Below are 17,897 nucleotides of genomic sequence, written 5' to 3' on the forward strand. Positions count from 1 at the left end.
GTGAGGGAGACCTCGTGCAGGATCTCCAGCCCGTGGTATCCGCTGCGGACCTCATCGACTTCAAGCAGCATCGCCGTACTCCTTACCCAGATAAGCGCTGATCACCCGAGGGTTGGAGAGGACGTCGTCCACATCGCCCTGGGCGAGTACGGCGCCCTGATCCATCATCACGACACGGTCGCTGAGCTGACGCACGGCGGCCATGATGTGCTCGATGAACACCATCGTGACGCCGTCGTTGCGCCGAAGCTCGGCCAGAAGATCGAGAACCGGTGCGCGCTCAGCCGGAACCAGGCCGGCCAGCACCTCGTCGAGCAGGAGAACGCGCGGTCGCATCGCGAGGGCGCGGGCCAGCTCGAGACGCTTTTGAACGGCGGTCGGGAGGGACCCGGACGTCTGCGTCGCCCAACCGTCCAGGCCGGTGCGCACCAGCATCTCCATCGCCTCATCGCGCGCCTTGCGCTCGGGATGCACACCGCGGCTCTGCACGGCGATCGTCACGTTCTCGAGCGTCGTCATGGTTCCGAACGGACGCATGAGCTGGAAAGTGCGCACGAGCCCGTGCTGCGCGAGAGTGTGCATCTTCGCGCCGGTGATGTCGGCGCCATCGAGGCGCACCGTGCCTGCCGAGGGAGGGAAAGCCCCCGTGATGCAGTTGAAGAGCGTGGTCTTGCCGGCGCCGTTCGCGCCGATGATGCCGAGGATCTCTCCCTCGTCGACGGAGATCGTCACATCCCGCAGTGCTTGCAGGCCGCCGAAGGTCTTCGACAGGCCCGAGATCTCGAGCAGACTCATTTGCGCCTCCGGCTGAGGATGGTGCCGACGATGCCCTTGGGGAGAAGGAGAACGCAGGCGATGAGGATGATGGCGTAGAGCACGACATCCAACCCGCTCTGGCCCGACAGGAAAGCGAGCCAGTCCGGGGGATTACGCAGAACGGTCGTGGCGAGATCGCTCAGCGGAGCCACGATGATCGCACCGACGACCGGTCCCCAGAGGGTGCCGACGCCGCCCACGACAGCCGTGACGATCGCATTGTTCGAAGCCGCGTGGCCGAATGCGATCTCGGGATCGATGAACATGTAGAACTGCAGGTAGAGCGTTCCCGCGAGAGCGGTGATGCCGCCCGACAGGCCGGCGACCACGAGCTTGTGGCGGAGCACGGGGATGCCGATGGCGGCCGCCGCCATCTCGTCATCGCGCACCGCGATCGTGAAGCGTCCGGCGCGGCTGCGCAGGAAGAACATGGTGATCAGCAGGGCGACGATGAGGAATGCCGTTCCGATCCAGAAGTAGATCGGCGAGCCGGCTCGGAACTGGAACATGCCCCACGTGTCTCCCCGGATGACGGGGACGGTGAAGCCGATCGACCCGTTCAGGGCCCGGTTCCCGGTCACGAACAGGCGGAGCATCTCCGCGAAGGCGAAGGTCGCCAGAGCGAAGTACGCGCCCTTCAGCTTGTATCGCAGCGCGAGGTAACTGATGCCGACGGCGGCGCCCGCGGCGAAGACCACGCCGACCAGCATCCCGATCCAGGGGGAGAGGCCGACATCGACGAGCAGGAACGCGGTCGTGTAGGCCCCGATTCCGAAGTATGCGGCGTGACCGAAGCTGAACATGCCGCCGAAACCGCTCATCAGGTTCCAGCCGATGCCCATGAGCGCGTAGATGAGCACGCGCATCGCGATGCTCAGCTCTGCCGCGGGGAGGATGAAGGGCAGGACGATCCCCGCGAGGGCGACGACCCCGAGGAGGATCCAGTTCCACCGGTTGTGCGAGCTGTTCGCGCGCTTGGAGATGATCGCGCCGGTCGATGTCGGCGGTTCGGGGCGACGGATGGATGCGGTGGTCATGACGCCCTCCCGAAGATGCCCTGGGGCTTGGCGAACAGCACGACCAGGAAGACGACGAACACGGCGAGCAGCGGCGACTGGCCGGGGAGGATGAGGCCTCCGAGCTGCTCGGTGAGTCCGACGATGAGGCCGCCCACGAGAGCGCCGGGGATGTTGCCCATCCCGCCGAGCACGACGACGACGAACGCGGTGAGGTTGAACACCGTTCCCGCCGTCGGTTCGATCGTGGTGAAGGTCGAGACGAACGTTCCCGCGGCGCCGGCGGCTGCCGCTCCGAGCGCGAAGGTCAGGATGTAGATGCGCTTGACGTTGATCCCGATGAGGCGGGCGCCCTCGGGGTTCGCCGCGACGGAGCGGATGGCCGTGCCGATGCGGGTCTTGCGCAGCAGCACCCACAGCACGGCGACGAGCAGGAGAGCGCCGACGAACGCATAGATGCGGCTGAGTTCGACCGTCGCCCCGAAAATGTGGATTCCACGGTTTCCGGGCAGCTTCACCGAGAGGGGGTTCGGTCCGAAGATCAGCAGCAGGATGTTCTCGATCGCCAGCGCGACGCCGATCGTGATCAGCAGCTGCGTGTGGATCGGCGCACGCATGATCGGGTTCAACAGGGTCGTCTGCAGCAGGGCCCCGAACACGAACATCACCGGCACCGTGATGAGCAGTGCGACGTATGGGTGGATGCCGAGGCCGCTGACCGACGCGTAGGTGATGTACATCGCCAGCGCCACCATGGCGCCATTGGCGAAGTTGATGATGTGGAGCACGCCGTAGACGAGCGTGAGCCCCATTGCGATGAGGCTGTAGATGCCGCCGGTGAGGAAGCCCGTGGTCAGCGCCTGCATGAGCACGGTGGTGCTGCCCGAGACCCACCAGGCCACGAGGGATGCCGCCACGATGATCGCGAGCGTCACGACGAGCGTGCGCACGGATGGGCCGGTGTAGGGGCGTTTGCGAGACGAGGGGCTGACGGCGGCTGCGGCGGTGCCGGCATCCGTCGTCAGCTCGTCAGGCGGGGAGGCCTGCGGAGACATGCTCAACCTTCTCACTGTGCTGTTACTTGACCGGGGCCGGGAAGACGAAGTCGGCTTCCGCCAGCTCATTCGGGAAGACCGTGTTCAGTTGGCCGTCCTGCACCTGGACGACCGACACCGTGGCGTTCTCGTTCTGGCCGGTCTTGTCGAACTTCACCGGACCGTCGTTGACGACGATCGGCACGTACTTCGTGTCAGCGATCGCGTCGCGGATCGCGTCGGGGTCGGCGCTGCAGGCCGTTTCGATCGCTTCCGCGATCATCGCGACGCCGTCGTAGGTGAGCGCGGCCGAGGTGCGCATGGGCTCGCCGAACTCGGTCTCGAAGTCGGCGGTGACCTTCTGGGCGCGGTCGTTCGTGACATCGATGCTGTAGTTGGCGTTCAGATAGCCCTCGCCCCCGTTGGGGGCGTCGGTGATGAACTGCTCCTGGTCGTATCCGCCGTTCGCGACGCCGTAGACGGCCTGGACATCGGGGCCGATTGAGTCGATGGCCTGGGAGATGAGGAGCCCGTCGCGGTAGTACCCGGTGACGGCGAGGACATCGGCGCCGCCGGCGACGGCCTGCTGCACCTGGGTGGAGAGGTCGCTGGATGCCGGATCGTAGCTGATGGCGTTCGTGACGGTCATGCCGAGCTTCTCTGCCTCCGCGCTGAAGGCGTCGTAGACGGATGCTCCGTAGTTGCCCTGCTCGTAGAGGAAGCCGATCGTGGAGACGTCGGTTCCGGACTCGTCGGCGATCTCTTTGAGGAACTGCGCTGCGCGCTCGCCCATCATTCCGCCGGAGGGCTGCGTGCGGAAGGAGTACGTGTACCCCTGTTCGAGGATCGAGTCCAGAGCCGAGACATCCATGACGAAAGGGATGCCGTTGCGCTCGGCGACCGCGGCGATGTTCGCACTCGTCGCGCTCTGGTAGGAGCCGACCAGTGCGGTGGCGCCCTCCTGGATCAGGCGGGTCGCTTCGCTCTGGCCCGTCTCCGGTTCGCCCTTCGTGTCGGTGGCTTCGAGGACGAGCTCCGCGCCATCGAGGCACGCGATACCGCCGGCGGCGTTGATCTCGTCGACGGCCATCTGGGCGGCGTGGCTCATCTGCTGGCCATCTACGGCACTCGCGCCGCTGAGCGGGTGCAGGGCGCCGATGACGATCTCCTCGACGGCACCGCCGTCGGAACCGCCCATGTTGACGGCTGCTCCGGCGCAGGACGTCAGGGATAGGGCGCCGATACCTACTGCCGCGATCAGTGCCGCGCGCTTCTTTGCTGCGTTCACGGGGACTCCTCAAGTCGTGGATTCCGTTTAAAGGAACAGTTTTGCTCTGGGGTGGTACGAGCGTACCTGAACAAAAGCCGGATTTATAGGCCTATTCAGGATCTCCCGGCAAGATCCTCGACATTCTTGTGTTCCACAAGGCGAAACACGCTCGTGTTTTCAGCCGGCCAGCTGCTCGGAAGTGGAGAAAGCCGCGGTGCGCAGCGCCAGAGCGGTGGGGTCGACCACCCGCACATCGAGTTCGTCGAAGACGACCTCAACCGCGGAGCAACCGTTGACGAGAACCGTCACACCCTCGCTGTGGGCGCGTCGGGCGGCATCGATGACGGCTTCGTTCCACGTGGCATGATCCGAGATGTCCTCCACGCTCAGCCCGAGGACGTAGGCCCCCTGGAAAGCCTCACCCAAGCCGTAGCGCTCCATGACGGCCCGATATTCTTCGGCGATCGTCTCGTTGCGCGTCACGACGCCGAAGCGGATGCCGAGCGCCGCGAGCAAGTGCGCGCTCAGGCGGGTGATGCCGAGAACGGGCACGGGGCTGGCCGCATCGAGGTCTCGCAGGCTCGGGTCGAGAACGCAGTCGGGCAGAAGGGCGTCGAATCGCTCGGGGTCCGTCTCCCGTCCGGCGGCCAGCCCGATCCGTTCGGAAGCCGCGATCTGGTCCCGATTGCCGAGCTCTCGTGGTGAATCCGGACCGTCAGGCAGATCCTCGACATGGATCTCCCAGCCGGCGGGTGCAAGCCGGTCGTATCGCTCTTGGCGGCGGCGGACCTCTTCGGCGCCGACGCGAATCGGTGTGATGACGCGAACCTTCATCCTTGTATTCCTTTCGTCAGGTCATCGATCGGAGCAGGCCCAGCGCATCGCGGGCGGAGGCACCCGCTTCGAGCGCTGAGACGCTCTCATGAATGCGGGTGAGCTGCCCCGCGCCGACCAGGCGCTCGAGCTTGGCGTCGATGTCCGCCCGGGTGAACGGGTGATGGTCGGCATCGCCCATCGCGTTCGGCACCTCGGCGGTGAGGGTGCCTCCATCCGCGAGCGCGACGATCACGCGCGCTCCGCGCCCGGCGGGGCGCGCGGCATCGATCTCCCGGTCGAACTCGACGGTCGTCAGATCGCGGATGCGGGCAACCTGCGCCTCATCGAGCGACGCTTCCGTGAACGCCTCGGGCGAGACGTGCCCGTGCACCAGCGCCGTCGCGACCACGTGCGGTATCGAGAACATGGCCGCGAGTCTCGTCTCCGGGGCCGTGCTCGACAGCGGGATCGCGAGAGCGTGCGTCTGCACGGTGACGGCGGTCACGGCATCCGGATCGAAGCGTCCGTCCTCGCGCAGGGTGAGCGCCGCATCGGCCGGCGGGTGCGTGTAGTTGCACGAGGAATGACGCTTGTAGTAACCGCCGGAGATCTCCCACCGCGCACCCAGATCGCGCAGGAGCTCATCGTCATCGACCGAGCCCAGCAGTGCTCCGAACGTCGCGGCTCCCGTGTCGTGGAGCGAGCCGAGACCCGCCGCGGCGAGACGCGCGGCGGTCATGCCGTTCACGCCCGCGGCGCCGACCCACGTGTTGCGGACGAACGTTCCCCGCATTGCGCTGGAGAAGGGGGATGCCAGGGCGAGCCCGGCGGCCGCATCCATGGCCTCGGCGAGCTGCGCGGTGGTGAATGCGTTGAGGCGGCCCACTGCCGCCGCGGCGCCGACCGCGCCCCAATGGCCGTGGGGATGAAGCCCCGGGGTGGGAGTGAAGGCCCGCGCGAGGCGCGCAGCGACCTCGTAGCCGGCGAGGAAGGCGTCGAGCAGACCTTTCCCGCTCGCATCGACGCGTTCGGCCTCGGCGATCACGGCCGGAAGCACGTGCGCCCCGGGATGCCCGCGGGCGAACTTGTTTCCCTCGTCGAGCTCGAGCATGCAGAGTGCGACGCCGTTGAGCATGACCGCCGAAGACGCATCCATCGGTTCCGCGTCGCCCCACAGCCGCGCCTCGCCCGCGCTCGCCGGCCACGCATTGCGCAGGCGTTGATGCTCCGGTGTGCGCTGGCCCGCGATGCCGACGCCGATCGAATCGACCAGAGTCTTGTGCAGTGATTCGCGCACGGTTTTCGGCGCGGTGGAGGTCATCGCGGTCGCGGCGAATTCCGCAAGAGCTCTGGTCGACTGTGACAGCATCCTATTCCTTCCAGCGGAACGAGAAATGTTCCGTCACTGGAGCGATAGGTGCGAGTCTATATCTGAGAAAGGCGGCGACAAACGACCGAGCGGAAGCTTTATTGCGCTCGCCGAGCTCTCGAGATGATCCGTTCAGCGAGACATTCTGATGGCGACTGCCGTGCTCAGCGTTGCGCGGCCATTCGCGCGGAGAGCTCATCGGCCGTCTTGACCACCTGGGCGGCGAGATCGCGCTCGCGCTCGGGAGTGAGCCGCGATGCCAGGGCGGCGACGCTGACGCATCCGATCACCTCGCCGAAGCGATTGCGCGCCGGAGCGGCGAAGCTCGTCGCGTCGGCGATGCGTTCACCCTCCGACCGGGCATACCCCTGCTCTGCCACGATCCGCAGGCGCTCACGCAGAACCTCCGGCGGGGCGGCCTCCGCCCAATCACCCGGACGCACCGGGGAGTTCAGCGTCGCCTCGATCTCGTTCGGAGGGAGGAACGCGAGGATCGCCGCCCCGGATGCGCCGATCGTCAAGGGGAGCGCCGAGCCGACCTGAACCGAGATGCGAACGAGCTGCGAACTCTCCACCTGCCCGATGTAGATGCGGCGATGGCCGATCCGGCCCGAGAGTGTCGCCGTCTCGCCGGTGTGCTCCGCGAGATCCGCGAGCAGCTCGAGGCCGATCCGTCGGAACTGGGAGGACTGGTTCGCGGCGTCGGAGAGAGCGAAGGCCGAAATGCCTGGCTGATACTTGCGCGTCTCCGGGTTCTGCCAGACGAAGGAGCTGTTGCAGAGTTCCTGCACGATGCGGTGAACAACCGCTTTGCTTAGACCTGTGGCGCGAGCAATATCGGTGATTCCCAGGGGTTTTTCTGCTCCGGCGAAGGCCAGCAGGACCTCAGAGACGCGCGCGGTGGTCGAATCTGCGGGCTTGAGAGGGGTGGCCTCAAGTGTCATGCGAGTTCTCCGTCTGTACCGGTAGCCGAAATCCCTGAATTGGGGATTTCTCTATTATGTCTGAGAATGGCCGGTCGTACCGGAAAACTTTGATTGCAATCGGTTTCATTGAGCGGATCTTGGGTAAGGGGTGAGCCTGTCAGTGCTTGTTCCGAACCCGGTTACTCCTCTGCGGTGTCAGCCACCGCCGGATGCGCCGCCTCCAGTGCGGAGACGGTCTCGACGAAGCGGGCGACGATTTCCGCATCGGGGTCCGTCCACGAGCATCCGATCGAGATCTCGGCGAAGTCGGGATAGAGGTGCTTCCCGGATCGGTACTTGTCATTCGGATAGGCCTTCGCAGCCACGATGGTGCCGTCCTTCCGGGTCCACGTGAGCATTAGCTCGATGCCGCGACCACCCGGCATCGCCACCAAGACGTGCGAGGCGGCATGCGTTCCGGTTCCGGCGTAGGTCCAGGTATCGACGGGCAGGTCTCCGAGCGCTTCCGTGATCGGCACGACGAGGTCGCGAACCCGCTCCTTCAGACGTTGCTTCGCATCGGAGGGTTCCCAATCGCGCATCAGCGGGTCGCCGACGGTCAGGGCGAGAGCGGCACGATAGTCAGCTCGAGACGCCGTAGGCACGGAGGCCGGCGCATCCTCCGCAGCCGCGAATTTCTTCGCGTTGGGGAAGCGGGCGAAGGCTTCGTCCAGCATCCTCAGCGTTCGAGAATCGACGAGCTTCGCGAAGATCTCCATAGCAGTGTCGATGGTCTTCTTGTCGTCCAAGAGCCGGTCCACGCTGATGAATTTCGCGACTTCCTCTTCGCTGATCGACCAGCGTGCGCGCTCCCAGACGCGTTCGCCTGCACTCTCACTCATCCACTGTTCCAACCGCTCGAACTTCGCCAGCCCGGATGTGTCCTGCAGAGCCCGGTTCGCGGATGCGGGGAGCGCCCACAGGTTTCCCGGTGCGCCGACCTTGTGCCGGTACTTGTGGTGGCGCCGCCTGCCGCCGACTCCCGGCGCCGACATGCGCGAGGTCTTCGCCTGGGGGTAGATGTGATCCCAGTCGAAACCCGATGCGCTGTAGGGGATGCGCTGCGCGAGGACCGTGAGCAACTCGGCATCCGCCGACGCGACGGCGTAACGATCAGCCTCAGTCTGAAGGCCGCGAACGGAACGGCCCCGCGTCCCCGCGAGCTTCGTCTTCCCTCGCGTGGCCTCCACGATCTGATCGATCGGGAAATCGGCGCCGCGGCTTCCCGCGTCCAGCGCCTCCAAGAACGAGACGGTCCGGAACGCATCACGGATGATCGTCCGATACCGAAACAGCGTTGCGCCGAGAACGTAGGAGTCGATCGCGTCGAGGTTGCGTTGCCAGAGGGCTTCGCCACCGTCATCGGATGCTGCAACCCATGCGAGCACGTCATCCCACAGCTCGGACGCGATCCGGTTGATCCCATAACCCAGGGAAGAGTTCTCCAGGTACCAGCCGGAGAACGCCGCGACTCGGGTGCGCACGGTCGACCCATCGGCCGACAGGGCCTGCATCGCTTCGCGCAGGAGCGCGCCCCGCTTGCCGGTGAGACGGTCCACACTCAGAGGAAGCGCATCGCCGTGCCCGAGGCCTCGGCCCGCCAACCGAGAAAGGAAACGCAGAGCGCCGAGCCGGTCGCGCAGCATCGGCGCGTCACGCAGCATCGCGTCGATGTGTCGCTCGGCGTCATCCCAGAACGTCTTCACTCCGGCGAAGTAGACATCCGAACGGGCCATCTGCACACCGCCGAGATTGATGCGCGTGAACACCTCGAGCACATCCAGCGGGGTCTCCAACTCTGCGGTGAGCACCGGCACGGAAGGCTCGGACCATGCACACAGCAGCCGCCGCAAATTCTTCGTCGCGATCGCGCGCTCCTGATCGCTCTCAGCGGGGCGCACCTGCGGGTCGATGCTCGTGAGGACGTCATCGATGGTGCTCTCGCTCACATCGACCACGGTGAGATCCGGGTGGTCAGCGACCCAGGAGTTCCAACGCGAAAGATCGATCAGGCGCTCGCGCTGCTGCTCGAAAGCATCCTCAGCCTCGTCCTGCACTCCCGCCATCTCGGTCTCATCGGTGGAGAGCGGAGGCCGGTGCGCGATGTGCGGAAGCGCACGTGTGCGCCGGCGCCGTCCGAGAGCCGGTGCGGGTGCCGGGCGCTCGAGGAACACATCGAGGAAGAAAGTGCCGTACCCGCCCTGATCGGTGAAAAGACACAGGAGCGCATTGATCCGCTGCTGACCATCGAGCACCTGCCAGGAGCCTGCGCGAGCGTCGCGGGGAACGCGGATGTTCTGCCCTTCCCCGTAAGCGAGTTCACGGGTCCCCTCGGCGACCGTACTCAACAGGATCGCGCCGATCGGATACCCCGCCAGGAGCGAATCGAGCAGATGCATCATCCGCACCGAATCCCAGACCTCATCCCGTTGAACGAGCGCAAGATTCCACCTATCGGTGTCGCTCACCCGTCTGCGAACCAGTTCGGACACGGGCACGACGCGGTCGACGGGCTCTACCGTCACGATCCCCGCGGCGAGTGAAGGGTCAGTCATGCCCCCGATCATGGCACCTCGGCCCCGCCAGCCGATGCGCGCCGGTGGTGCGGCTTCATATCGTGACGGATCGGATGCTGCAGAGCGCTCGCCCGCCCCGCAGCATCCGGTCAGTGCCTGTTGCCGCTCATCGGCGGAACGTCACATCCTGCGGGAAGAACGTCCGGCGTCCGAGCTGCTCCTGAACCTGGCGGTACGTCTCCGGATTCAGTCCCCGCGAGGCGAGTGCCGCTGCGCGGGCCGGATAGTCGAAGACCTCCGGCAGTCCGCCGTTCTCGAGCAGTCGCAACGCCTGGGCGCGAACCATCGACCCCGGGCTGACGAACCCGTGCGGCTCATAGGCGAACAAAGCCTCGCACCACGCGCGAGCCTCGCCGCGGGAGAACCCCGCCCAGGCTCCGTCGTCGACCGTGGTCTCAGCATCCGGCGACGTCAGAGCATCCTGCACACTCTCCTGCACGGCGCGACGCGACGCGGCGAAACGTGGAGCATCCGAATCCTCCGGCCATCCGCCAGCATTCAGATCGGTGTTGATGTTCATGAAAAACCCCTTCCGAGGAACGGGGCGGCGCTTGCAGCGCCGACCCATCGACTTGCCCGAACACGATTGCGTCGGACCGGTTCTTCCCCTGGGGCACCCCGCTCGATGGAGGAGGGTTGCCGTGCAGCCGGCCAGGTACCGAAAGGCTGCAACTCGTGAACCTGATCAGAAGGTAGCAGAAGAGGGTGACATTTTGTCCCGTCAGGAGTTCGCGAGCTGCGAGATGCGGCCGCGGGATACGCCGAGGATGGCTGCCGAATCGGTGACCGAGATGCCGGCGGAGCGGAGATCACGTACGACCTGACGTGATCGGCGAGCGGCGGATGCCGCAGCTTCGGAAGCCGCGATCGTTGCCGCGCGAGCTTCCGCGATTTCGGTGCTCAACGGGCCGAGATCAGCGATCACCTCGATGGTCCATGACGAATGGTCGACGTCAGGCTCGATCGTGTCGAAATAGTCCCGCACCTGCTGCTCCGCTCGATCCAAAGTGCCGATCTGGGTGAGAGCTTCGCCATCGAGGCGGAGCTCCCAGCCCTTCTCCCAGCGGTGGGCGGTGATGGTCGCGTTCATTTTTCTCCCTTGAGCCACGAGCATTGTGCAATTTACCCTCCCTAAATTCAACTGTTCAGTCGGCTGAACAGTTGAAAGTCTGCGCCCGGAGGGCTGTCGCCCCGGGTGTGCAGCACTGCAGTGGTGGATAGCGCGGCAGCAGGTCTTTTTCGTGCAGAGGCGGTTCCGTGGAGACCAGGGGAGCCCACCCGATACCGTCGTCCGTGATGACCTCTTCCGCGCCTTCGCCCCAGCTGCGCCGTGCCCGCGTCGGCGTCGCACTGCTGTTCCTGACGAACGGGGCGCTGTTCGCGAACATCCTGCCGCGCTATCCCGAGATCAAGTCTTCGCTGGAGATGGATGCCACCACCTACGGCATCGCGATCGCGGCCTTCCCGGCGGGCGCGATGCTCGCGGGTCTCGCCGCGGCGGCGTTCATCCGCCGTTTCGGGTCGGCGAAGGTCGCGGTGGTCGGCACGATCCTCACGAGCCTCGGCATCCTCGCGGCGGGCCTCGCCCCGTCGATGCTGCTGTTCGCCGTCGCGCTGCTCATCGGCGGAGCATCCGATTCCGTCACCGACGTCGGGCAGAACGCGCACAGCCTGCGTGTCCAACGCGGCTACGGCCGCTCCATCATCAACTCCTTCCATGCGATCTGGTCGGTCGGCGCGGTCCTCGGCGGGTCGATGGCGGCCGGTGCCATCGCGATGGGTCTGCCCCTCGGCATCCATCTCACGGCATCCGCGATGATCTTCTGCGTCGTCGCTCTCATCGCCTACCGGCTGTGCCTGCCGGGGCGCGATGAGCAGGCCGATGAGGATGCCGTCGCCGACGGACCCGAGATCAGGGATGCCGTGCGCCGCGGCCTCACGCCGCGAACCGTCTTCGTGATGGCTGCCCTCGTGCTGCTCGCGATCGCCGGATGCATCGTCGAAGATGCCGGGATGTCATGGGCGACGCTGTACCTGTCGACATTGCTCGACGCGCCGACCGTCATCGCCGCCACCGGATACATCGCCCTCGTCGGCGCGCAGTTCATCGGCCGGATCCTCGGCGACGGATTCGTCGATCGGTTCGGGCAGCGCGCTGTCGCCCGGGCCGGGGGAGTGCTCGTCGCCCTCGGAATGGGACTGGCGCTGGCCTTCCCGAGCGTCGCCGGCACGATCATCGGCTTCGCCGTCGCCGGATTCGGAACCGCAACCCTGATCCCCGCCGCCTTCCAAGCCGCCGACGAACTGCCCGGCCTCCGCCACGGCGCCGGCCTCACGATCGTGTCGTGGCTGCTGCGCCTCGGCTTCCTGCTCTCCCCGCCCTTCGTCGGATTCATCGCCGACAACGCCGGACTGCGGATCGGGCTGCTCGTCGTGCCCGTGGCCGGCGTCGTCGCGATCGTATGCGCGGGGGTGCTGGCGGGGCGGGAGCGGCGGGCGTAAGTCTCTGAAGCGCCGCCGAACCCCAACGTCCGAGGCCGTCTATACCTTCGAAGCATGTCGACGATGACCCTGCTGCACGAGGCGATGACCCGCCTCGATGAGGTGTGGGCCGACGCCGCCGAGGCGACGGGACTCTCCCGCCAGCAGCTGATCGACGCGAACGATGCGATCGGGATGCTGCGGCGCCGACTCGACGGTCTGCAAGCCGATATCGCGGCGGGAATCGCGCATGAATCGCGTCCCGAACTGGGGCCCGAGAGCCTCGCGAAGCAGCAGGGCTACCGAAGCCCGGCGAAGCTGATCGCCGCAACGACCGGAGTGTCGACGGGCGACGCCTCCCGATTGGTCGCTGTGGGCGAGGCCACGGCACCGCGCGCCGACCTGCTGGGCGCCCCGCGGCCCGCGAAATATCCGCTGGTGCGTCGAGCGCTCGCCGCGGGCGCCATCGGCGCGCAGGCCGCATCGCTCATCATCTCGCTGCTCGACCGGTGCCGCATCGCGGCCGGAGCCGAGCGCATCGCTGACGGTGAGCGGATGCTGGTGGAGAGCGCCGCCGGAATGGCGCTCGACGACGTGAGAAAGCTCATCGTGCGCGCCGAAGCCCAGCTCGACCCGGGCGGCGTCGACGAACGCGGCGAACAGCAACGGGCCCAGCGCTCGCTGACGATCTTCGAACGCGACGGCATGGCCCACATCAATGCCCGGCTCGATGTCGAGACGGCTGCGCCGATCATCACGGCGATCCGCGGGTATGTCACAGCCGCATTCGCGGCGCGCAAAGACACACCCGATGAGAATGCCCCGGATGCTGACCGCCGCACGGTCCAGATGCTGCAGGCCGATGCGCTCAGCGTCCTCTGCGCGCACGCGATCGGATGCCAGTCCGAGAAGCTGCCGCTGTCCGGCGCGACGGTCATCGTGCGCATGAGCCTCGAAGACCTCGAAAGCGGCACGGGATCCGCGACGATCGACGGAATCGACCAGCCCATCAGCATCGGGGCGGCGCGGAGAATGGCCGCCGGCGGAGGCGTCAGCCCCTGTGTGCTCGGCGGCGACAGCGAAATCCTCGACTGGGGTCGCGAGAAACGGCTCTTCACCCGAGCGCAACGGCTCGCGCTCGTCGAAAGAGACGGCGGATGCGCGATGTGCGGCCTGCCGCCCGAGATGACCAAGGCCCATCATCTCCGATGGTGGAAACGCGACAGAGGGCGATCCGACCTCGACAACGGGGTGCTGCTCTGTGAAACCTGCCACCACCGCATCCACGACAACGGATGGGACATCCGAATAGACGGCGTGGGCACATCGGCGCGCGTCTGGTTCATCCCGCCGCCCTACGTCGACGCAGCCCGCACGCCGCGACTCGGTGGGAGGGCGCGTTTCGACGTCGCGGCGTGAGCGTTCGCGTGCGCCTGAGCGTGCCCCTGAGCGTGCGCTCGGTGCCGCGGGCGGGCGACCGCCCGGTGCCCGGGGCAGAGCACATCAGGTGAATACCTCTTGCTGAACGATAGTCAGCGATATATCGTTAACGTCCGCCCGCAAGCGACCCGGAGGTCATCATGAACGACTCATCCACCAACCCGTTCGGCAACGTCTTCGGCGCCGGCATCGGAGGCGCCAACGGGCCCGCATCCGCGATCTTCGACGCCATGGACCAGCTCCGCAAATCCTTCGAGCAGCGCACCGGCGCACCCTCGCGCATGGCCCGCGGCGACGTCCGCACCGCCGTCATCACCCTCCTCGCCGAAGCGCCCATGCACGGCTACCAGATCATCAACGAAATCGCCGAACGCTCCGGCGGCGCCTGGAAGCCCAGCGCCGGATCCGTCTACCCGACCCTCCAGCTCCTCGCCGACGAAGGCCTCATCGTCGCCGAAGAGCAGAACGGCCGCAAGACCTACTCGCTCACCGGCAGCGGCCGCGAAGAAGCCGAGATGGCAGCCGAGAAGCCCGCCCCCTGGGAAGCCTTCGCCGGCCGCGAGAGCAACCCGCTCACCGCGCTCCCGAAGGCCGGGCTCGATCTCGCCGGCGCCACCGCGCAAGTGGGGCGCACCGGCACCCCCGAACAGGTCACCGAGGCCATCGCCGTGCTCGATGACGCGCGACGTAAGCTGTACGCGATCCTGGCCCAGGACTGACCCGAGGAGCGCGATGGATGCCGCCGCAACAGCCTCCCCGCACCGTGCGCGCTACCGCCGGATCCTCGCCTTCGCCTCACGGCAACTGATCGAACTCTGGTGGTTCGAACTCGTCCTCCCGCGACTCGGACTCACCCGCCTCGCCGCCCGCAACCGCGTGCGCCGGCTGCAGCGCCTCGCCGAACGGTTCCACGTGCTCGCCGTCGACCTCGGCGGACTCATGATCAAAGTCGGGCAGTTCCTCTCCTCGCGACTCGACGTCCTCCCGCCCGAGGTCACCGCCGAACTCGCCGACCTCCAAGACGAAGTGCCTGCGGTGCCGTTCGAGAAGATCCGGGCCCTCGCGGAAGCAGAGCTCGGCGTGGCCCTCGAGCGCGCATACGCGTGGGTCGACGAGACCGCGCTCGCCGCGGCATCCCTCGGCCAGGTGCACCGGGCACGCCTCTCGGCGCGCGACGCCGTCGACACCGGTCTTGCGAACGTCGTCATCAAGGTGCAGCGCCCCGGCATCGACGAGATCGTCGCCGTCGACCTGGCAGCCCTCCGCCGCGTCGCCGGCTGGTTGAAGCGCGTGCGCATCGTCTCCGACCGGGTCGACGCCCCGGCCCTCGTCGAAGAGTTCGCCCAGACCAGCATCGACGAGATCGACTACCTGCACGAGGCGGCCAACGCCGAACGGTTCCGCGAGAACTTCGCCGGCTCCGACCGCGTCGACGCCCCCGAGATCGTCTGGGAGCGAACCACCCGCCGCGTCCTCACCCTCTCCGACGTCACCGCGATCAAGATCAACGACACCGCAGCCCTCCACCGTGCCGGCATCGACCCGGCCGCCGTCGCGCAGGGCTTCGCCGAGGTCATGTTCGACCAGGTATTCAGCCACGGCTTCGTGCACGGCGATCCGCACCCCGGCAACGTCTTCGTCACGCCGATCGGCGACACGGGCCGGTGGCGGTTCACGTTCATCGACTTCGGGATGATGGCCGAAGTCCCCGCCTCGTTGCGCGACGGTCTGCGCACGTTCCTCATCGCGGTCACCTCGCGCGACAACCGTGGCCTCGTCGTCGCGGCGCAGCAGATCGGCGTGCTGCTGCCCTCCGCCGACACCGTCGAACTCGAACGTGCCCTCGCCGCGCTCTTCGCCCGCTTCGGCGGCATGGGCTTCGCCGAGCTCGCCCAGGTCGACCCCCGCGAGTTCAGCGACTTCGCCGCCGAATTCGGCGGACTCGTGCGCACCCTGCCGGTGCAGCTGCCTGAGAACATGCTGCTGCTGTTCCGCGCTGTCTCCCTCACGAGCGGGCTGTGCAGCAACCTCGACCCCTCATTCAACGTGTGGGATGCCGCCGAGCCCTATGCCGCACGTCTCATCCGCGACGAGAGCGGCACGATGATCCAGGAGTTCGCACGCCAGGGCGCCGCGACCCTCGGCGTCACCTGGCGTCTGCCGCAGCGCATCGACGACGTCATATCCCGAGTCCACGACGGCACCGTCTCCTTCGACACCTCCCGCCTCGAACGTCGCCTCGACGCGCTCATGCGCCTTGGCCGCCGAGCCGTCGCCGCCGTCCTGTTCGCCGGGCTTCTCATCGGCGGCGCGGTGCTCATCGACCCGAACCTGACACTGGGCACCGTGCTCATCTCCGGCTCGGCGCTGCCGCTCCTCTACGCCCTGTTCTCCGGGATGCGCCAGCGTTGAACGCGCACATCACTCGGCAGTGAGAACTTCCGGTCGCGGCACGACCCGCGCATCCTGAAAAACGATCGTCGCCACGATCCCGGCGAGCAGGATCAGCTCGAACAGATTCGTGACCGCGCCGCTGGGCACGGGGATCGGCACCGCGCTGCCCGCCACCATCACGACCGTCACGACCGTCAGCCACGGCCAGCGCATCCGCACCCACACGCCGATCCCCGCGGCCAGCAGCGCGGCGGCGACGACGAGAACCATGGCCGGCGGCCCCGCCGGGGCGCTCGCATCGCTGTAGCTGAGAACCCCGAATTCCCCAGACGGAGAAAGGTCGAGGGATGCTGCTCCCATGACGACCTCGTAGACGATGAGCGCGACCGTGAGCGCGACCGCGATGACGAACGCGGCGACGGTGCGGGCGAAAGCCACGCCGGCCCGCGCCAGCACATGCCAGGCGACCAGCACCAGCAGCGGAGTCACGAAGGCGTGCAACCAGAATCGCAGCGCATTCGCCGACTCGAGCCCGGCGCCTTCGCCGATGAACGAGCCGAGCCCGATCACGAGGTTGTCGTAGATGAGCGCCACCAGCACGAGAGCTACCGCATCCGAGACGATCAGATATCCGCGCCGGGCGATGAGTACCACGCACCACACGAACAGCCCCAGATAGACCGCCGCGAAACTCAGGAACAGTATCGTGTCCATGCTTCCTCCTCAGCTCATCCGTCTGGGTGAGCTTGCGGTCGAGTGAACGTCTTCATGCCCCGAGACTAGGTTCCAGGCGTCGTGCGCGACTGCCCCTTGACACGGCGCCCGCGGCGCGGCCTGACGGTTTGTCCACAGGTCCGCGCTCATGGTCGCGAGCACGCTACAACTCGGATAGGCTGGAAGTGAAGTTTGTGAAGGGCCTGTGCGCAAAGCACGGTCCGAGCCGCTACGGATAGTCGGGTGTGGGACCCAGGGGGCCGTGCGGCAAGGCCGAGCAGCGACGACCATTCCGCAGACGTCCACCCGCTCAAGGACGCCGACCCGAATCGGCATCCGCATCTCGTTTCCCCGACCGAGGATCAATACCCATGCCCCGCAGCTCCTTCATGCTGTCCCCCCTCCATCGCGCTCGCACCGCGGTGACCGCCTCCCTGTGCCTCGCCGCCCTCGCCGTGCCGATGGTCGCGTCCCAGGGAACGGCCGCGGCCGCGACCGCCCTCCCGGTCTCCGATGAGTACCGCCCCGCGGCATCCATCGGCTTCCACGACTGGACCCGCGACGGCTCGGCCCGCGCCATCCGCGACGATCTCACCGGCGACCTCGGCGCCATGGTCGAGTTCGCGCAGATGTCGACGGTCGACGCCACCGGCAACGACGACAACGACATGCCGATGCTCGTCGCCGACCGCGTCGCGCTGCTCATGGTCACCCCGACCACCGAGGTCTCGTCGCTCAGCGTCGACGTCTTCGTCAAGGGCGAGAAGCAGGGCACGCTGCAGCTGGCGCACCCCAACCTCCTCCCGGCATCCGACCAGAACTACGACAACCGCGGTTCGGTCTCCTACTCGCTGCGCGCCTGGTCCGCTGAGATCCCCGGCGAGTGGATCATGCCCGGCATGACCCTGAAGATCACCGATGGCGCCGGCACCAGCGGCACCGTCGACGAGATCGAGATGTCCGCTCCCAAGGAGATGGTCATCAACAACATCCGTCTCGGAATGCT

General features: G+C 66.9%; 16 protein-coding genes and 1 riboswitch. Of the genes, 5 read left to right on the forward strand and 11 right to left on the reverse strand.

The genetic code is table 11. From position 1 onward, the window contains the following. Positions 1-60: 60 nt before the first annotated feature. From Q0Z66_RS09640 to Q0Z66_RS09685, 10 genes are all read right to left on the reverse strand, one after another. Positions 61-795: an ABC transporter ATP-binding protein gene (locus Q0Z66_RS09640; RefSeq protein ID WP_298040569.1), complete on the reverse strand. Its 735-nt coding sequence runs from the start codon at positions 793-795 to the stop codon at positions 61-63. Beyond that, positions 792-1,853 carry a branched-chain amino acid ABC transporter permease gene (locus Q0Z66_RS09645; RefSeq protein ID WP_298040571.1) on the reverse strand — a complete coding sequence of 354 codons (1,062 nt, stop codon included), beginning with the start codon at positions 1,851-1,853 and terminating at the stop codon, positions 792-794. Before Q0Z66_RS09645 ends, Q0Z66_RS09640 begins: the two co-directional genes overlap by 4 nt. After that, entirely contained in the window at positions 1,850-2,887 is a 1,038-nt protein-coding gene (locus Q0Z66_RS09650; RefSeq protein ID WP_298040572.1) for a branched-chain amino acid ABC transporter permease, read from the reverse strand. Before Q0Z66_RS09650 ends, Q0Z66_RS09645 begins: the two co-directional genes overlap by 4 nt. Positions 2,888-2,909: 22 nt before the next feature. Continuing rightward, positions 2,910-4,154, reverse strand: coding sequence for an ABC transporter substrate-binding protein (locus tag Q0Z66_RS09655; RefSeq protein WP_298040574.1), 1,245 nt, complete (start codon positions 4,152-4,154; stop codon positions 2,910-2,912). Between the two features lie 159 nt (positions 4,155-4,313). Continuing rightward, positions 4,314-4,970, reverse strand: a complete 657-nt coding sequence (locus Q0Z66_RS09660) for an aspartate/glutamate racemase family protein (RefSeq protein WP_298040575.1) — start codon at positions 4,968-4,970, stop codon at positions 4,314-4,316. 16 nt (positions 4,971-4,986) lie between these two features. Continuing rightward, the gene (locus tag Q0Z66_RS09665; protein ID WP_298040577.1) at positions 4,987-6,321 is read right to left on the reverse strand and encodes an MmgE/PrpD family protein; all 1,335 of its coding nucleotides are present in this window, start codon (positions 6,319-6,321) and stop codon (positions 4,987-4,989) included. Between the two features lie 164 nt (positions 6,322-6,485). Continuing rightward, the gene (locus Q0Z66_RS09670) at positions 6,486-7,265 is read right to left on the reverse strand and encodes an IclR family transcriptional regulator (protein ID WP_298040578.1); all 780 of its coding nucleotides are present in this window, start codon (positions 7,263-7,265) and stop codon (positions 6,486-6,488) included. A 161-nt stretch (positions 7,266-7,426) separates the two neighbouring features. Continuing rightward, positions 7,427-9,841: a DUF262 domain-containing protein gene (locus tag Q0Z66_RS09675; protein WP_298040580.1), complete on the reverse strand. Its 2,415-nt coding sequence runs from the start codon at positions 9,839-9,841 to the stop codon at positions 7,427-7,429. Positions 9,842-9,968: 127 nt separating this feature from the next. Further along, positions 9,969-10,382 (reverse strand): hypothetical protein, encoded by a 414-nt coding sequence (locus tag Q0Z66_RS09680; protein WP_298040581.1) that lies wholly within the window; start codon positions 10,380-10,382, stop codon positions 9,969-9,971. A 43-nt stretch (positions 10,383-10,425) separates the two neighbouring features. Then, positions 10,426-10,543, reverse strand: a riboswitch (SAM riboswitch). A 40-nt stretch (positions 10,544-10,583) separates the two neighbouring features. Next, positions 10,584-10,952, reverse strand: coding sequence for an antitoxin HicB (locus Q0Z66_RS09685; protein ID WP_298040582.1), 369 nt, complete (start codon positions 10,950-10,952; stop codon positions 10,584-10,586). 206 nt (positions 10,953-11,158) lie between these two features. On the opposite strand from Q0Z66_RS09685, the gene Q0Z66_RS09690 reads away from it, so the two are divergent. The 4 genes from Q0Z66_RS09690 to Q0Z66_RS09705 all read left to right on the forward strand — a co-directional run bounded on the left by Q0Z66_RS09690 (position 11,159) and on the right by Q0Z66_RS09705 (position 16,195). Then, entirely contained in the window at positions 11,159-12,364 is a 1,206-nt protein-coding gene (locus Q0Z66_RS09690; RefSeq protein ID WP_298040584.1) for an MFS transporter, read from the forward strand. Between the two features lie 54 nt (positions 12,365-12,418). Next, positions 12,419-13,762: an HNH endonuclease signature motif containing protein gene (locus Q0Z66_RS09695; protein ID WP_298040585.1), complete on the forward strand. Its 1,344-nt coding sequence runs from the start codon at positions 12,419-12,421 to the stop codon at positions 13,760-13,762. Between the two features lie 161 nt (positions 13,763-13,923). Continuing rightward, a complete protein-coding gene (locus Q0Z66_RS09700; protein ID WP_298040587.1) occupies positions 13,924-14,502 on the forward strand; it encodes a PadR family transcriptional regulator in 579 nt (192 codons plus the stop codon). Positions 14,503-14,515: 13 nt separating this feature from the next. Continuing rightward, complete coding sequence (locus Q0Z66_RS09705; RefSeq protein WP_298040588.1) at positions 14,516-16,195, forward strand: AarF/UbiB family protein; 1,680 nt, start codon at positions 14,516-14,518, stop codon at positions 16,193-16,195. 9 nt (positions 16,196-16,204) lie between these two features. Here Q0Z66_RS09705 and Q0Z66_RS09710 read toward each other — a convergent pair whose 3' ends face one another. After that, positions 16,205-16,891: a hypothetical protein gene (locus Q0Z66_RS09710; protein WP_298040589.1), complete on the reverse strand. Its 687-nt coding sequence runs from the start codon at positions 16,889-16,891 to the stop codon at positions 16,205-16,207. Positions 16,892-17,262: 371 nt separating this feature from the next. Here Q0Z66_RS09710 and Q0Z66_RS09715 point away from each other — a divergent pair. Then, positions 17,263-17,897: M66 family metalloprotease (locus Q0Z66_RS09715; protein WP_298040590.1), on the forward strand; the 635-nt coding region annotated here is incomplete at its 3' end.

It is taken from the genome of uncultured Microbacterium sp. (assembly GCF_947632095.1).
In the GTDB taxonomy this organism is placed as follows: domain Bacteria; phylum Actinomycetota; class Actinomycetes; order Actinomycetales; family Microbacteriaceae; genus Microbacterium.

Coding starts and splice junctions, on each gene's coding strand:
- Q0Z66_RS09675 (WP_298040580.1), bottom strand. CDS start 9,841: ATGACTGACCCTTCACTCGCCGCGGGGATCGTGACGGTAGAGCCCGTC.
- Q0Z66_RS09695 (WP_298040585.1), top strand. CDS start 12,419: ATGTCGACGATGACCCTGCTGCACGAGGCGATGACCCGCCTCGATGAG.
- Q0Z66_RS09665 (WP_298040577.1), bottom strand. CDS start 6,321: ATGCTGTCACAGTCGACCAGAGCTCTTGCGGAATTCGCCGCGACCGCG.
- Q0Z66_RS09690 (WP_298040584.1), top strand. CDS start 11,159: ATGACCTCTTCCGCGCCTTCGCCCCAGCTGCGCCGTGCCCGCGTCGGC.
- Q0Z66_RS09685 (WP_298040582.1), bottom strand. CDS start 10,952: ATGAACGCGACCATCACCGCCCACCGCTGGGAGAAGGGCTGGGAGCTC.
- Q0Z66_RS09645 (WP_298040571.1), bottom strand. CDS start 1,853: ATGACCACCGCATCCATCCGTCGCCCCGAACCGCCGACATCGACCGGC.
- Q0Z66_RS09650 (WP_298040572.1), bottom strand. CDS start 2,887: ATGTCTCCGCAGGCCTCCCCGCCTGACGAGCTGACGACGGATGCCGGC.
- Q0Z66_RS09680 (WP_298040581.1), bottom strand. CDS start 10,382: ATGAACATCAACACCGATCTGAATGCTGGCGGATGGCCGGAGGATTCG.
- Q0Z66_RS09710 (WP_298040589.1), bottom strand. CDS start 16,891: ATGGACACGATACTGTTCCTGAGTTTCGCGGCGGTCTATCTGGGGCTG.
- Q0Z66_RS09700 (WP_298040587.1), top strand. CDS start 13,924: ATGAACGACTCATCCACCAACCCGTTCGGCAACGTCTTCGGCGCCGGC.
- Q0Z66_RS09660 (WP_298040575.1), bottom strand. CDS start 4,970: ATGAAGGTTCGCGTCATCACACCGATTCGCGTCGGCGCCGAAGAGGTC.
- Q0Z66_RS09705 (WP_298040588.1), top strand. CDS start 14,516: ATGGATGCCGCCGCAACAGCCTCCCCGCACCGTGCGCGCTACCGCCGG.
- Q0Z66_RS09670 (WP_298040578.1), bottom strand. CDS start 7,265: ATGACACTTGAGGCCACCCCTCTCAAGCCCGCAGATTCGACCACCGCG.
- Q0Z66_RS09640 (WP_298040569.1), bottom strand. CDS start 795: ATGAGTCTGCTCGAGATCTCGGGCCTGTCGAAGACCTTCGGCGGCCTG.